General features: G+C 57.9%; 14 protein-coding genes. 8 read left to right on the top strand and 6 right to left on the bottom strand.

The window, feature by feature from the left end; genetic code table 11:
- The 5 genes from ACR0KL_RS15245 to ACR0KL_RS15225 form a co-directional block, all read right to left on the bottom strand.
- Positions 1-531 (bottom strand): ester cyclase, encoded by a 531-nt coding sequence (locus ACR0KL_RS15245; RefSeq protein ID WP_170680091.1) that lies wholly within the window; start codon positions 529-531, stop codon positions 1-3.
- A gap of 4 nt (positions 532-535) precedes the next feature.
- Positions 536-1,690 (bottom strand): carbohydrate ABC transporter permease, encoded by a 1,155-nt coding sequence (locus ACR0KL_RS15240; RefSeq protein ID WP_170680092.1) that lies wholly within the window; start codon positions 1,688-1,690, stop codon positions 536-538.
- 1 nt (position 1,691) lies between these two features.
- The gene (locus ACR0KL_RS15235; protein WP_170680093.1) at positions 1,692-2,714 is read right to left on the bottom strand and encodes a carbohydrate ABC transporter permease; all 1,023 of its coding nucleotides are present in this window, start codon (positions 2,712-2,714) and stop codon (positions 1,692-1,694) included.
- A 67-nt stretch (positions 2,715-2,781) separates the two neighbouring features.
- Entirely contained in the window at positions 2,782-3,993 is a 1,212-nt protein-coding gene (locus ACR0KL_RS15230; RefSeq protein ID WP_170641198.1) for an extracellular solute-binding protein, read from the bottom strand.
- A 75-nt stretch (positions 3,994-4,068) separates the two neighbouring features.
- Positions 4,069-5,115, bottom strand: coding sequence for an ABC transporter ATP-binding protein (locus tag ACR0KL_RS15225; RefSeq protein ID WP_170641200.1), 1,047 nt, complete (start codon positions 5,113-5,115; stop codon positions 4,069-4,071).
- A gap of 152 nt (positions 5,116-5,267) precedes the next feature.
- Between ACR0KL_RS15225 and ACR0KL_RS15220 the strand changes: the two genes are divergently transcribed.
- Both ACR0KL_RS15220 and ACR0KL_RS15215 read left to right on the top strand, forming a co-directional pair.
- Positions 5,268-6,281 carry an ester cyclase gene (locus tag ACR0KL_RS15220; protein ID WP_170680094.1) on the top strand — a complete coding sequence of 338 codons (1,014 nt, stop codon included), beginning with the start codon at positions 5,268-5,270 and terminating at the stop codon, positions 6,279-6,281.
- Positions 6,278-7,150, top strand: a complete 873-nt coding sequence (locus ACR0KL_RS15215; protein ID WP_170680096.1) for an amidohydrolase family protein — start codon at positions 6,278-6,280, stop codon at positions 7,148-7,150. The genes ACR0KL_RS15220 and ACR0KL_RS15215 overlap by 4 nt, the downstream gene beginning before the upstream one ends.
- Before the next feature lie 209 nt (positions 7,151-7,359).
- Here ACR0KL_RS15215 and ACR0KL_RS15210 read toward each other — a convergent pair whose 3' ends face one another.
- Positions 7,360-8,607 carry a flavin-containing monooxygenase gene (locus ACR0KL_RS15210; protein ID WP_170680098.1) on the bottom strand — a complete coding sequence of 416 codons (1,248 nt, stop codon included), beginning with the start codon at positions 8,605-8,607 and terminating at the stop codon, positions 7,360-7,362.
- A 200-nt stretch (positions 8,608-8,807) separates the two neighbouring features.
- Here ACR0KL_RS15210 and ACR0KL_RS15205 point away from each other — a divergent pair, with 200 nt between their 5' ends.
- Genes ACR0KL_RS15205 through argE form a run of 6 tightly spaced genes read left to right on the top strand, consistent with a single transcriptional unit; the run spans position 8,808 to position 14,314 of the window.
- Positions 8,808-9,950, top strand: coding sequence for an SRPBCC family protein (locus ACR0KL_RS15205; protein ID WP_170680100.1), 1,143 nt, complete (start codon positions 8,808-8,810; stop codon positions 9,948-9,950).
- Positions 9,951-9,952: 2 nt separating this feature from the next.
- Positions 9,953-10,369, top strand: coding sequence for a RidA family protein (locus ACR0KL_RS15200; protein WP_480777218.1), 417 nt, complete (start codon positions 9,953-9,955; stop codon positions 10,367-10,369).
- Positions 10,370-10,373: 4 nt separating this feature from the next.
- The gene (locus ACR0KL_RS15195) at positions 10,374-11,048 is read left to right on the top strand and encodes a DUF1028 domain-containing protein (protein WP_170473865.1); all 675 of its coding nucleotides are present in this window, start codon (positions 10,374-10,376) and stop codon (positions 11,046-11,048) included.
- A gap of 24 nt (positions 11,049-11,072) precedes the next feature.
- Positions 11,073-12,182 (top strand): Rieske 2Fe-2S domain-containing protein, encoded by a 1,110-nt coding sequence (locus ACR0KL_RS15190; protein WP_170680102.1) that lies wholly within the window; start codon positions 11,073-11,075, stop codon positions 12,180-12,182.
- Between the two features lie 54 nt (positions 12,183-12,236).
- Positions 12,237-13,172: a LysR family transcriptional regulator gene (locus ACR0KL_RS15185; protein WP_170680104.1), complete on the top strand. Its 936-nt coding sequence runs from the start codon at positions 12,237-12,239 to the stop codon at positions 13,170-13,172.
- The gene (argE, locus tag ACR0KL_RS15180; RefSeq protein ID WP_170680105.1) at positions 13,169-14,314 is read left to right on the top strand and encodes an acetylornithine deacetylase; all 1,146 of its coding nucleotides are present in this window, start codon (positions 13,169-13,171) and stop codon (positions 14,312-14,314) included. Before ACR0KL_RS15185 ends, argE begins: the two co-directional genes overlap by 4 nt.
- Positions 14,315-14,341 lie beyond the last annotated feature (27 nt).

The raw sequence follows: 14,341 nt of genomic DNA, 5'->3' as shown, positions 1-14,341 counted from the left end.
TTACTTGTCGGGGCGGGGCGCGATTTTCTCACCCCGGTCATAGGCTTCCCAGCCCTCACCGTTAAACAGATCGACCCCCAGCTGCGCGGCCACATGGGCGAAATCCACATTCACCCAGTTGTCGACGATTTTGCCGTCGACCACTTTCCAGAAATCCATGTAACGGATTTCAACCCGCTTTCCGGTGGGGGCGATGCCCAGAAACTCGCCGGAATGGGTGGCCTCTTGCCGGCCGAAGGCGGCAGCCCATTCACCCATATAAAGGCGTGCCTCATCGATGCAGGTTTTGTCTGAAAACGCCGCTTGGAAGGGGCGCTGCCAGTTGTCTTGAAACTCTTTCAGGCCGGTCTTGGTGCCGCAACCCTGATTGCCCATCCAGCGGAAACCCTGCGAAAAGAACTCGCCGATATCGTCTATACGGTGGTCGTTCAAACCGTCCACCATGGTTTCGATCACGCGGCGCGTATCTTCGGTTTTGCTCAGATCCGTTTCACGGGTCAGAACGGCTTGTTCCGGGCGGGAACCCTTCATTTCTTTATCCTTTTACTGCGCCAGCGGTCAGTCCGCTTACGATTTGGCGTTGGAAGATCATCACAAGGAAGAACAGCGGGGCGATGATTGACACCGCAGCGGCTACGGCGACCACCTGATCGGTTGTCGTCGTCTCGCGGTTGAACATGCCCGCAATGGCGGGGACCATCGTCTGGTTCTGCGCATCAAGCAGCAGCGAGGTCACAAGAAAGTCGTTATAAGCCAGCAGGAAGCTGAACAGCCCGGTCGTGATCACCCCCGGCCACATCACCGGCATGATCACGCGGCGGAAGGCCTGAAAGTGGTTGCAGCCATCAACCCGCGCAGCCTCATCCAGTTCGGCCGGAATGTTCTGGAAGAACGAGCGCAGCATCCAGATCGTGAACGGCTGGTTGATCGCCACCAGCACCGCGATTACGGCGAAAGGCTTGCCATAGAGCGTCGGTGCATTCTCACCCAGAATTGGCGCCAGCCATTCGGCCGAGTTGATGAAGACCGGCAGGTAGCCCGCCACCAGAACCGAATGTGGCAGCGCGCGAAAGATCAGCGCAATCAGCAAGATCCAGAAGGCCAGTGTCGAGCCCGACCGCGCCAGACCATAACCGGCCAGCGTTCCCACGGTCAGCGATACGGTCACAACCCCTGCGGTCACGATCAGCGAGTTTTTGAAGTTGTTGGAAAAGCCCCGGTCGACCCAGACGGTCTTGTAGTGCTCGGTCGTCACGCCCAGCACGTCGCGACCCAGAGGGCCGAATAGCGGGTTCAGCACGTTCAGAAGCGCAGGCAAGACCACAAAGAACACCAGCAGGAAGGCGATCAGGGCAACAAGCACTCCGACCACCCAGCCGAACCATGCCTGACCCGGCGCAGTGTATTCCCTGATCTTCGTGGGCAGCACCTTGGTTACGACCATGGCTGCGCCCCAGATCACCGTGATCCCTAGAATGATATCCAGAACCGACAACCCGTTCCCGGTGGCCAGCGTCGCCGGGCCAAAGATCACGTTCAGCGCGTTGCTGTCATAGGCGTCCACTGGGGATTTGACGCTCATGATCGCAATCCAGACGATCGGGAAGGCGGCGACAAGGCACCAGAACGCCAGGAAGATGTTTGATGTCAGCCGCAGGCTGAGAGGTTGGCGAAGCGCGCGTGAGGACATATCAGTGGCCTCCTTTATGGTCGCGCCAGGTGCGGCGCAGCGGCAGGATCAGCAGAATGACGATCCCGATCATGGTCAGCATCGCGCTGGCCGAGGCCCGGCTGATCGACCGGTTGCCCGCCTGATCCGGCACGAGGAAGTCGAAGGTCAGCCATTGTAGCGAGATGACATAAGCCTGACTGGAGAAACCGACGATCTCTTCGAACACCCGGTAAGCGTCCATCAGGTGAATCATCGATACGAAGATGATCAGCGGCATCAGATGCGGAATGACGATGTATTTCATGCGCTGCCAACGAGTCGCCCCATCGATCACGGCGCTTTCCAGACTGTCCTGATTGACGGTCTGCAGCCCGGCATAGAACACAACGGCCGCAAACGGGGCCACGTGCCAGACGCGGTAGAACATCATCAGGATTTCAATCGTCCAGGCCTGCGCGAACAGGGCGATGTCTCGGTTCAACCACCATTCCAGCAGTGCGGTCAGGATACCGTCCCCACGGAACAACCAGTTGATCGACAGCGCGCCGATCACCGGCGTGATGATGAAGGGCAGCAGCGAGATGAAGATGACCGGTCCGCGGATCGACCCCGCAGCGTTATTGATCAGAACCGCGATGCCCAGCCCGAACCCAATGACCAGAGGCAGCGTGATTAGCGTAAAAGTCAGCGTGAATCGCAGCGCCTTCCAGAAGTTGATGGTGGACAGCACGGACCAGTTGCCCTCGGTGATCGCGCGCCAGGCCCGCTCGGGTTCCAGCACGTTGCGATAGCTTTGCAGGCCGACATATTCGGTCTGGGTGATAACCTCGCCATGTTCATCCAGCTTGGGCTGCGATTTCTGCTCGGTCACACAAGTCTGAGTCAGGAAGCCAGGGGTACAGGTTTCGACCTCGACTGTCTCATAGACGGGTTGGGTGATGTAAAAGCTCTGCTTAAACACGCTGACCAACGGGAAAGCGATAAAGAGAAGCATCATAAAGACAGAGGGGCCAACAAAGGCGGCAAATGTCCTGAAATTCATGGCTCTGCCTTTCTCATGGTTCTCGGGTGGGGAATTAGGGAGGGCACGGGGCCCTCCCCAGGGAGGATCAGTTGCTGATCAGACCAGCTTCTTTCGCGGCAGTGATGTAGTCCGCCTCGATATCGGCCAGTGCGGTTTGCGCGTCCTTGGCGCCGGTCAGGTAATCGGCCAAACCATTGCCCAGGGCGCTGTGCAGAACACCCATTGCGGCGCTGGCCGGGTAGGCCCCCGCACCGTTTTCCGCCGAGGCGGCAGCGCCTGCAGCCAGTTCGCCGGGCTGGTAGGCCGCGTTTAGCCAGACGGCAGTGTCATTGTTGGCACTGACCATGTCACCGTCGATTCCTTCCATGACCAGACGGAAGGCGGCATCGGCCTCTTCATCGCTCATGTTCGAGGCCAGAACGATGCCGTCCCACCAGATCGTGGTCGAGGGACGCTCGGATCCCATCGGAGCCGAGGCCATGGTGACCTTGCCGACCACTTGGCTTTCGGCCTCGTCATTCATGGCAGCGGCGCGGCTGGCCCACAGGTTCGCCATGGCGATCTTGCCCTGTTGGAACTGCTGCTGGACATAGGTGGAATCGGAGACAAGGTATTCGGGATCCATGAACTCGGTCATGGCCTTCATCGTCTCAAGCGCTTTGACGCCTTTTTCGTTGTTGATCGCGGGCATGTTGCCCTCGCCGATGAACGTGCCGCCTTCGCCCATATACATGTTGACGAATTCCTGAGCCAGGTTCCAACCGGTTTTGAACGTGCCGCCGATTGGGTATTCCATCACGCCGGCCTCTTTGATCTTGGCTGCGGCAGCCAGAACGTCGTCATAGGTCTTGGGTTCTTCGATGCCCAGCTCGGCCAGAACATCATTGCGATACATCAGGTGCTGCGCGTTCACCATCATAGCGATCGCCATCACCTTGCCATCCACCTTGATCAGCTGGTTGGGCAGCAGGTCTTGCCCGTATTTCGCGACAAGATCATCCAGTGGGCGGATCGTGCCCGCGTTCAGAAGCGGGATCATGGTTTCGTTCGCCACGCCGCCGATCTGATAGAGCGAGGGGTTGGCAGCGAAAGCTTCGGGCTGCTTCTCGCGGAATTCCTGATCCAGCGAGGCGCTGAAATTGCCGCACTCGGCCATCGCATCCGTCACTGCTTTCCAGGCTTCGAACCCTGCCGACAGCGATTTCAGCGGCACTTCGTTTTCATAGGAACAGGCTGCCGATGCACCGCTTGCCGCGATGGCCATGGCGCCTGCCATTAGGATCGTCTTGAGTTTCATGCGTTTCTCCCTGTCAGGATGGGTCCGTCGTCGACGCCCGGACCGCTGTTATGCCCCGAAGGGCTGTTGGCGGGGTTACTCCCCGATCCGCGCACCGCTTCCAGCTTCGAAGAGGTGACAGATTTCTGTTGGCACCGAGAATGAGACATCATCCCCGATCTCGGCGCGGAAAGATTTATCGGCCTTGACCGACACCAAAGCCCCACCGACCCGGACCGATATCATGGTCGCGTCGCCCAGAAGCTCCAGCGTGTAGATCGGTGCGGTGATCTGGCCTGCGCCTTCGGCAAGACTGGCATCCTCAGCCCGGAAACCCAGTGTCATGGGGCCATCGGGCGCGTTGACTGGGATCTCAACATGTTCCGCACGGAACACGCCGCCCGCGACCTCACCCTCCATCAGGTTCATGGCGGGCGAGCCGATAAAGCTGGCGACAAATGTATTCGCGGGTCGGTCATAGATTTCGGTCGGGCTGCCGACCTGCTGCACAACGCCCTGTTTCATCACCACAACGCGGTCAGCCAGTGTCATCGCTTCGATCTGGTCATGGGTCACATAGATCGTCGTCACCGCCAGCTCATGGCTGAGGTTTTTGATCTGCGCCCGGGTCGAGACCCGCAGCTTGGCATCCAGGTTCGACAGAGGCTCGTCCATCAGGAATACGTTCGGTTCTCGTACGATGGCGCGGGCCAGGGCCACGCGCTGCCGCTGACCGCCCGACAGTTCGGCGGGTTTGCGATGCAGAAAATCGTCCAGCTCGACCATTGCGCTGGCGCGGCGCACCTTGTCGTCATGGGTCGCCGGGTCGATGCCGCGGACTTTCAGCGGAAAGCGGATGTTCTCATAGACGTTCATGTTGGGGTAGAGCGCATAGCTTTGGAACACCATCGCCACGTCGCGGTCTTTGGGTTCCAGATCGTTTACGACCTTGCCGTCGATCAAAATATCGCCCTCGGTCACGTCCTCAAGCCCGGCGATCATCCGCATCGTGGTGGTCTTGCCGCAACCCGATGGACCCAGCAGCACCAGAAACTCGCGATCTGCGATGGTTAGGTCAAAATTGTGGACCCCCACAAACGAACCCCATCGTTTGCCGACGTTACGCAGTTGAATTTCCGCCATGGTGCCCCCAACTAGGATTCGTTTTGCATACGTTTGCAAAACTGTAATTCGCATATATCAAATCAGGCAAGACTTTTTTGCATACGTATGCAAGAATGTGGAAAATACCCGATTCATTCCAGCGACACAAAACGCGCAACACCCTGACAAAAATGGAAAATACCGTGACCTTCCAGAAAGAGAAAAAAGTTATCTCTGACTTTCATTCCGCATTGGATTCAGCGACGCCCCAAGACGTTCCCAACGTCATGAGCCGTTTCTGCACACCTGATTCAGTTTGGCGCGGCTTTCACCCATTCAACTTGATCAATGATGCTGAACAAGTGGCCCAGCAATTCTGGATGCCCCTGAAATCCAGTCTGACACGATTGCAAAATCGGGTGGATATCATGTTCGCCGGGCAGAATTCGCTACGTGATGAATCAGATGTGTGGGTCGTCACTATGGGGCATTTGATGGGCCTGTTCGACCATCCTTGGTTGGGCATTCGCCCGACCGGAAAGCTGGCGTTTCTGCGCTATTGTGCGTTCTACAAGGTCGCCGATGGCAAGATCACGGAAACGGCGATGTATTTCGACATACCACACCTGATGGTGCAGGCCGGGCAGAACCCGTTTCCTCCGCAAACAGCGGCGCATCTGGTGCAACCTGGCCCAATGCCGCATGATGGCCTGCTGCTTACGGAACAGCCGGTTGCAGAGGGTGAGAAAACACTGGCATTGATCAATGCGATGATCTCGGACCTTGGCCAGTGGCAAGGCGGGTTACCGCTTGAGGAAGAGTTGGCCAGAACCTGGCATAAAGACATGATCTGGTGGGGGCCCGAGGGGATAGGCGCGACCTACACGATCGAACGCTATGCCAAGCAACACTCGGGACCGTTCCGCGCGGGTTTCAAAGACCGGTCAAAGACCAAGCATATCTGCCGTCTGGCCGAAGGGCATTATGGCGGCTTCTTTGGCTGGCCCAACTTCACCGCAACGCCCTCAGGAGGGTTCATGGGTATGCCGGCCACTGGCAAACCGGGTGAGTTCAGGGTGATCGACATTTATCGCCGTGCCGAGGACAAACTGGCCGAAAACTGGATTTTCATAGACCTGCTGCATTTCTGGAAACAACAGGGGGTCGAAGTATTGGGCCGCACTGCTGGGATTGAAACACCATGAAAATAGACGCACATCACCATCTGTGGGATCTGAACGCGGTGGAGTATCCTTGGTTGATGGAAAAGGGCGCCGTTCGGTTTTTTGGCGACCCCACGCCGATCCAGCGTGACTATTTTTTACCAGAGTTTCGTGCAGACGCGTCGGCACAGGGTTTCTCGGCTTCGGTTCATATCCAAGTCGGCGCCGCCGATCCCTGGGCCGAGGCGCAGTGGGTGCAATCCGTGGCCGATCAATATCCGGACTGGCCGCTGGTTCAGGTCGTGTTTTGCGATCTGACGGCTGATGATTTGGATTACCAGCTGAATCGCTTTCAATCGCTACCCTCGGTCCGGGGTGTTCGTCAGATCGTCGGGCGCGCGCCCGGCGAAGATGCCAAGACCGGCACAAACAAGTTGCTTGAAAACCCGGATTTCCAGACCGGCCTCAAAGCCGTGGGCGAGCGAGGCCTTTCCTTTGACCTGCAATTGCTTCCCGAACTGATGGAGCAAACTGCCGAAGTGCTTTCGCAGGCACCAAGTACACGTGTCGCTCTTTGTCACGCAGGCTCACCACATGACCGCAGTGCTGATGGGTTAAGTCACTGGCAAGAGGCGCTTAGTTCTCTATCCAAACTGCCGCACGTCAATTGCAAACTCTCTGGGCTTGGTATGTTTGACCACAACTGGAGCACCGACAGTGTCGCGCCAATCGTTTCAACCTGCTTGTCGCAATTCGGAGCCGATCGTTGCATGTTCGGATCGAACTTTCCGGTCGACAGTCTTTCTTCGACTTACCATGAACTGGTGTCGCGCCTTCAAGAACTGATCCCTGACGCGCATCAGAACAGCGTGTTCCAAGATACTGCAAAGAGGTTCTACCGTTTTGAATGAGTTTGGAAACTGTATTCGAAGTTGATCGGCCCGTTGCAATTGAGGGTACCGCGTGGGGCGATACGTTTAGATATGCGCACGCCCGGATTCATTCGGTTTCAACATGTCAGGCAATCACAGCCAGACTTTCGACTTCAAATTAAAACCGAGCCAGGCAGATCAGGCCGCTCATGAGAACGGCCTGTTTCTCTTTTGCTGATCAAAACCTCTCAAGGAGAATTTGGTGCATAGGCCAGATAGTTTTCCTGAATAGAGATCTGGTCCGCGATGAACTTTGCATCATGCCAAACGCCCCAGATAAACGATGATCCGCGGCGCGATTGCCAAGGCAGCCCGACAAAATAGAGCCCCGGCACCGGAGAGACACCGCGTTGATGGATCGGTCTGCCTCGGTCGTCCAGCGTGTCTGCCTCCAGCCAGTCATAGTCAAACTGGAACCCGGTTGCCCAGATCACGGTGCGTATATTGTTACGCTCAAGGTCCAGCTCGCGAATGGGGTCCGACACACAAGCGGGATCGTCCGCTATGACCCAGGCCTCGGGCTCTTCTGGCAGGTCCATGCCGGTGCGCGCGACGTAGGCATCAGCGGCTTCGAGCAGGGACAACATGTTTGCGTCGCCCGCATCGAGATTGGCTTTGAGGTCATCAGCGATATGGAGAACGCCGTTTTCATATCCTGACGACATCCCCAGCAAAGTGATACCGCGCTGGGCAAGTTTCCTGAAATCTACGGTATTGCCGCCATGCGCGCCGCTGACTGCGATCGTGACATGCTCGGTGCCGGGCGCCGGTGTATCCAAATTCCAAATGCCGAGAACACCCAGCCACCAGACATTGTCGCGCCCGCGATAGCGACGCGGAGGTCGGTCATGGGGGCCAATGGAGAAGAAAACCTCGCGCCCAGCATCGTGCAACTCGGCGGCGATCTGCGATCCTGAGGAACCGCCGCCGATGACCAGAACGGCGCCCTCAGGCAAAGCCTCGGGATTGCGATACGCGATGGAATGCATCTGCAGAACGTCAGAGGTTTCAGGTATGATCGGCGGAATTGCCGGTTTCTGAAACGGCCCTGTGGCACAGACGAGGTGGCGCGCTTCTATGGGACCTTGTGACGTTTCGATCAAAAAACCCGCGCGGTTTTCATGCGGCCGCGCACGCGTCACCGTGACGCCGGTGCGCACGGGCGCGTCGATCATTTTGGCATAGTCTTCAAAATACTGGGCCACGCATTCCTTGCGCGGAAAGGCGTCGCGGTCGCCGGAAAACTCCAGGCCCGGGAAGCGATCATGCCATGCCGGACCATTTGCAACGAGTGAATCCCACCGTTCGGATCGCCAACGTTCGGCAATGCGGCCCCGCTCTAAAAGGACGTGGTCAATGCCTTGGGCACGGAGATGCTCGCTTGTGGCAATGCCCGCCTGACCTGCGCCAATCACCACCGTGTCGAAGTTTTCCATCGCGTCACCTTTTTTGCCGTGCTGGGTATCTGTTGGCCCGGCCGCTTCTTTTGCTTGTGCAACCCTAATTTTGTATCATCTTATGTCGATTAGATTTTACCTAATCACCGGTAAGATAGACTTTTGGTTTGTTTCCGGCAAAAGCCGTCTCAGTATGTGAATGCGGTGACCGCCCGCGACTCAGGCAAAGAGGTTCGTTCATGCCCAAAGACCACGTTGATCCTATCGCCGCTCTGCGCGCGAACACCTCGGTCCCATTTGAACGTGCGCGGGCCATGCCGACCGAGGTCTATACCGAGCAGAGCTTTGTAGATGCAGAGCTGGAGCACATCTTCCGCAAGGATTGGTACTGTGTGGGCCGGGCGGACGCCTTGTCGTCTGTCGGGGACTATGTGGCCTGTGAACTGGCTGGGCAGCCAATCGTTGTGTTGCGTGACAGAGACGGCGATCTGCGCGCGATGAGCAATGTGTGCCTGCACCGCATGTCGACGCTTTTGCAAGGGCGCGGGAATGCAAAGACAATCGTCTGCCCCTATCACGCCTGGACCTACAACCTCGACGGCAAGCTACGCGGAGCGCCCGCGATGAAGCAGAACGAGGGGTTTTGCAAAGAAAACTACGCGTTGCCTCAGGTCCGCTGCGAGGAATGGCTGGGCTGGGTCTTTGTCTGCCTTGATCCAAATGCAGCCCCCGTGGTCGAGCAGCTGTCCGAAGTGGCGACCATGATCGAAGGCTATGACATGGCCAACTATTCCGAGGCGTTCTATGAAGAACACGTCTGGGACACCAACTGGAAGGTGTTGGCCGAGAATTTTATGGAAAGCTACCATTTGCCGGTGTGTCACGCGGGCACGATTGGTGGATTGTCGCGGCTGGAGGACATGATTTGCCCACCCGGCAGCCCGGCCTTCAACTACCACACGATTCTGAAGGATGAATCCTTGCGCATCGCCATGGCGCATCCCAGCAATGACCGGCTGAAAGGCGATGAACGCCGCACGACCTTTCTTCTGGCGCTTTATCCAAGCCTGATGATCACGCTGACGCCAGGGTATTTCTGGTATCTGTCCTTGCATCCCAAAGGGCCGGGTCAGGTGCATATCCGCTTTGGCGGTGGCATGTCGAATGACTTTGCGGATGACCCGGATGCGCAAGACAATTTCACCGCGCTCAAGGCGCTTCTGGATGACGTGAATGTCGAAGATCGCGGTTGCACCGAAAAAGTGTTTCGGGGCCTGTGTTCAGAAGCGGCAACGCCTGGGCATCTCAGCCATCTGGAACGCCCGAACTACGACTTTGCGCAATATCTGATGTCAAAGATCGACGCAGGAGGCGCGTCCTAAATATGGCTCACACCCGCATCCGCCCCTTCAATACCGGCGATACCTACCCTGAACAATCGCTCGACAATGACCTGTGCCAAGCCGTTGTCACCCGCGGCGGGAGTACTGTCTGGATGCGCGGGCAGTGCCCGCAGAACCTGGACGATGCCAAGAACATCGATAGCCACGACCCGGCAGAGCAGACCCACAAGGTGATGCAGAACATCAAACAATTGATCGAAGAAGCAGGCGGCGAAATGGAGCATCTCGTCAAGGTGGTCGTCTATATCATCGATGTCCGCCACCGTGAGGCTGTGTATCGGACCATGGGCGAATACATCAAAGGCGTGCATCCTGTTTCGACCGGGCTTGTGGTGCAGGCTCTGGCACGGCCCGAATGGCTGGTGGAGATTGACGCCACCGCCGTGATCCCGGACTAGCCCCGTGACTTTCTCTCTTGTGGCCCGCTGCGCGCAGACCGGCATGTTTGGCGTGGCGATCTCGTCTTCTTCTCCGGCAGTTGCAGCCCGTTGCGCCTATGCGCGTACAGGCGTTGGTGCGGTGGCAAGCCAGAATGTCACCGATCCGAGCCTTGGTCCAAAGACGCTCGATCTGATGGAACAGGGCGCCTCGGCTGAGGCGGCGGTGCGCCAAATCACTGGTGAGGCCGCGCACATCGCGTACAGGCAACTTCTGGCGATTGACCGGAACGGAACCACAGCCATCCACTCAGGCCAAAACGTGCTGGGCAACTGGAACGAGGCGCAGGGCAGGGATGTTGCATCGGGGGGCAATCTTCTGGCCCATGACGGTGTACCCGCTGCCATCGTGTCCGCATTCGAAGATGCGACAGGTCACTTGGGTGACCGGCTGATTGCTGCACTGCGCGCTGGGCTTGTTGCCGGGGGCGAGGCCGGGCCCGTGCATTCCGCGGGTCTGATGTTGGTCGACAAAGTCAGCTGGCCCGTGGCCGACCTGCGCTGCGACTGGACCGAGGATTGCCCCATTGAAGCGGTTGCAACCGCCTGGGACGTCTACAAACCACAACTGGACGATTACGTGCGCCGCGCACTCGATCCCTCCGCCGCGCCCTCCTATGGCGTGCCAGGGGACGCGTAAGACATAACAACAAGGGAGGCCGGGATGACCCATTTGCGAACGAAACTTCAAGACTTGGCCGCCTTGCCCGCGGATCGCCCGATGGGCATGCCCGGCGCGTTCTATACCTCGCAGGAGCAATTCGACCACGAGGCGCAGACTGTGCTGCGCAGCGGGTGGCACTGCTTGGGTCGGGTTGATGAAATCCCTGAACCCGGTGATTTCTTCACTGTCCAGCTTCTGAATGAACCCTTGCTTGTCGTGCGCGGCGATGAAGGTGAAATCCGTGCCCTTGCGAATGTGTGTAGGCATCGCGGAATGCCACTGGCAGAAGGAAGCGGCAATACAAAACGGTTTGTTTGCTCGTATCACGCTTGGGCCTATGGGCGCGACGGTGCCTTGCTGCGTGCGCCGCGAATGGAGAACGCGGGCTTTGATCCCAAATCCTGCAGGCTGCCGGAACACCAGGTGCAGCTTTGGAACGGGTTCATTTACGTGAACCTGGCACCGAACGCCCCGCCGTTTGAACACCCCGAGCTTGATGCCATGCTAGCGCCCTATGAGACCGAGGATTTCCGCCTTGTGCATGTGGCTGAAGAGAACTGGCAGACCAACTGGAAATGCCTGGTTGAGAACTTCATGGAAGGCTACCACCTGAGTGTGGTCCATCCGCAAACCCTGCACGGCTACACCCCGTCAGGGCTGTCGCGCAAGCTGGTCAGCGGGGATGGATACACCTCCTACGCTGCCAATTACCCGGACAATATCACGCCGCGCGGAGACGGCGCGGCGGGCCTGAGCGAGGCAGAACGAAAACGGTCGTCCCTCTTTGCCAAGTTTCCCACGCAGGTGGCCAGCCAAGCCGCCAGCCTGCTCGTATCGCTGTCTATTTTCCCGATCAACGCGAACCTGATCCGCGTCAAATGGACGATGTCCGTCTATCGCGATAACCTCGATCACGACACGATCCAGGGGCGAATCGCGCTCTGGGAAGAGGTCAACCGCGAGGATCGCGAAAAGCTTGAGCGCATGCAGGTCGCGCTGCATTCTGCCCACGCGATCGAAGGGCCGCTGGCAGGGGATGACTATGAAGGCACGATCCGCGATTTCCAAACATGGCTGGCCCAACAGGATAGTGCCCCTGATCTGGCCTGAGACTATGCGAGCCGCTAAGACCTCTGACAACATCTCTAAAATAGGAGCGTCTGCGTGCCGCGTCTGACCCTCCGGCAGTTGGAGTACCTTGTTACGGTTGGCGAAACAGGCAGTATAGCGCGGGCTGCAGACCGGTTGAACGTCTCGTCGCCGTCGATCTCATCTGCCATCACCCAGCTTGAAGAAGAGTTGGCGATTTCGCTGTTTGTGCGGCAACACGCGCAGGGCCTGTCACTGACACAAGGTGGGCAAAGGGTGTTTGAAAAAGCCCGCCAGGTCCTGAACGACGCGAGAGAGATCGCAAACATTGCCGCCGATATTTCAGGTACGGCGCGCGGCCCTCTCGCAGTGGGCTGCCTCCTGACCTTTGCGCAACTTGTTTTACCGCGGTTGCGGCGCGGGTTTGAAACCGGATTTCCCGATGTCAGGATCGCCCAGAAAGAACTGAACCAGGCCGAGATTTTCAACGCGTTGCAACGGTCCGAGATCGACATTGCGCTGACCTATGACATGGATATTCCAACCGATCTGAATTTCATAGGGCTGGTGCGCCTGAACCCTTTTGCATTGCTGCATGCCGGGCATGAATTGGCGACACGGACATCCGTATCCATTGATGATCTGGCGGACCTGCCAATGATCCTTCTCGATTTGCCGATCAGTACCGACTACTTCCTGTCGCTCTTTACGGCATCCTCGCGCCAGCCTCGCATTGTGGAGCTGACGCGAGACATGGCTGTGATGCGTTCGATGGTCGGGAACGCCTTTGGCTATTCCATCGCCAATGTGCGCCCGCAAAGCAATACATCACCGGACGGCAACCCGCTGGTTTGTGTGCCGATCACCGGGCCGGTTCGGTCCTTGAGAATGGGCCTTTTGACCACCCACGGTGCGGAAAAATCGCGCACCGTTTCTGCGTTCATAGACTATGCGCAAGCTCAGGCCCGTGCGGGCGCCTTTCGCGCCATCGGAGGAGAAGCGCTTTCATGAGTGTCTCGCTAAAGGTTCTGGAGCGTCTGGTTGCCTTTGAATCCGTCAGTGCCCGATCCAACCTCGATATGATCGCCTATATCGAAGACTTTCTGCGCAATCGCGGCTTTCGGGTGCAGCGCATCACAGATCCTGACGAACCTAAGGCAGGGCTTTTTGCAGAAATCGGGCCATCTGTTGAAGGTGGGCTGTTACTCTCTGCGCATTCCGACGTGGTGCCGGTTGAGGGGCAGGATTGGAGCGTAAGCCCCTTCAAACTTACCCGACAGGAAGGCCGATTGTACGGGCGTGGAACGACCGATATGAAAGGCTTTCTGGCTGAGATGCTGGCCCTTGCCGATGCCATGCACGGTCGGGAACTGAAAACGCCTTTAAAGCTCTTGGTGTCATACGACGAAGAGATCGGCTGCGTCGGGATTTCACGTATGAAAAAGCAGCTACCGGCGCTCTTGGGACGCCCCAAACTGGCCATTGTGGGCGAGCCGACCGAGATGCAGGTCGCCATTGGTCACAAAGGCAAGCGTGCCTACCGCGCCGACATAAGAGGAGAGGCCGGACATTCCGCACTGGCCCCGCAATTTGTAAACGCACTCCACGTTGCTGTCGATTTCGTCGCAGAGTTGCGCCAGATGCAGCAGAAGGCCCAACAAACTGGGATCCGCAACGACGCCTACGATGTTCCCTATACGACCTTCCATGTTGGCCAGCTGTCCGGCGGCACAGCGCTCAACCTTGTACCCGACAAGGCGACGCTTGTGTTTGAGTTCCGGCATCTGGCGGAAGATGACCCCGACGAGATCGAAGCCGAGCTTCAGCAGGCAGCAGACGCGGTTTTGGCCAAGTTTCCAACGGCTGCCCAAATCTCGCTTCGGGCGTTGGCGGGATACCCCGGGCTGTCGGTCGCCAGCTCTGAACCGGTGGTCTCACTGGTAAAATCCTCTGGCGGCGGTGACACAAGCCACGTTGAATTCGGAACTGAGGCTGGCGTTCTGTCAGACCTCGGCATCGCGACAGTGGTGTGTGGCCCAGGGTCTATGGCGGAACAAGGCCACAAGCCTGATGAGTTTGTTTCCGAGGAACAGTTGGTTGCTTGTTCTCTCATGCTCAGAAAAGTCGCGGATGAGGTGTTGATTGGCGTCTAGAGCAGATGTGTTTTTGATGAGGTCAGT

The sequence above is a fragment of the Ruegeria sp. C8 genome, assembly GCF_056537565.1.
Note: the sequence above shows the minus strand (reverse complement) of the source record. Positions and strands in the feature narration are given on the sequence as shown.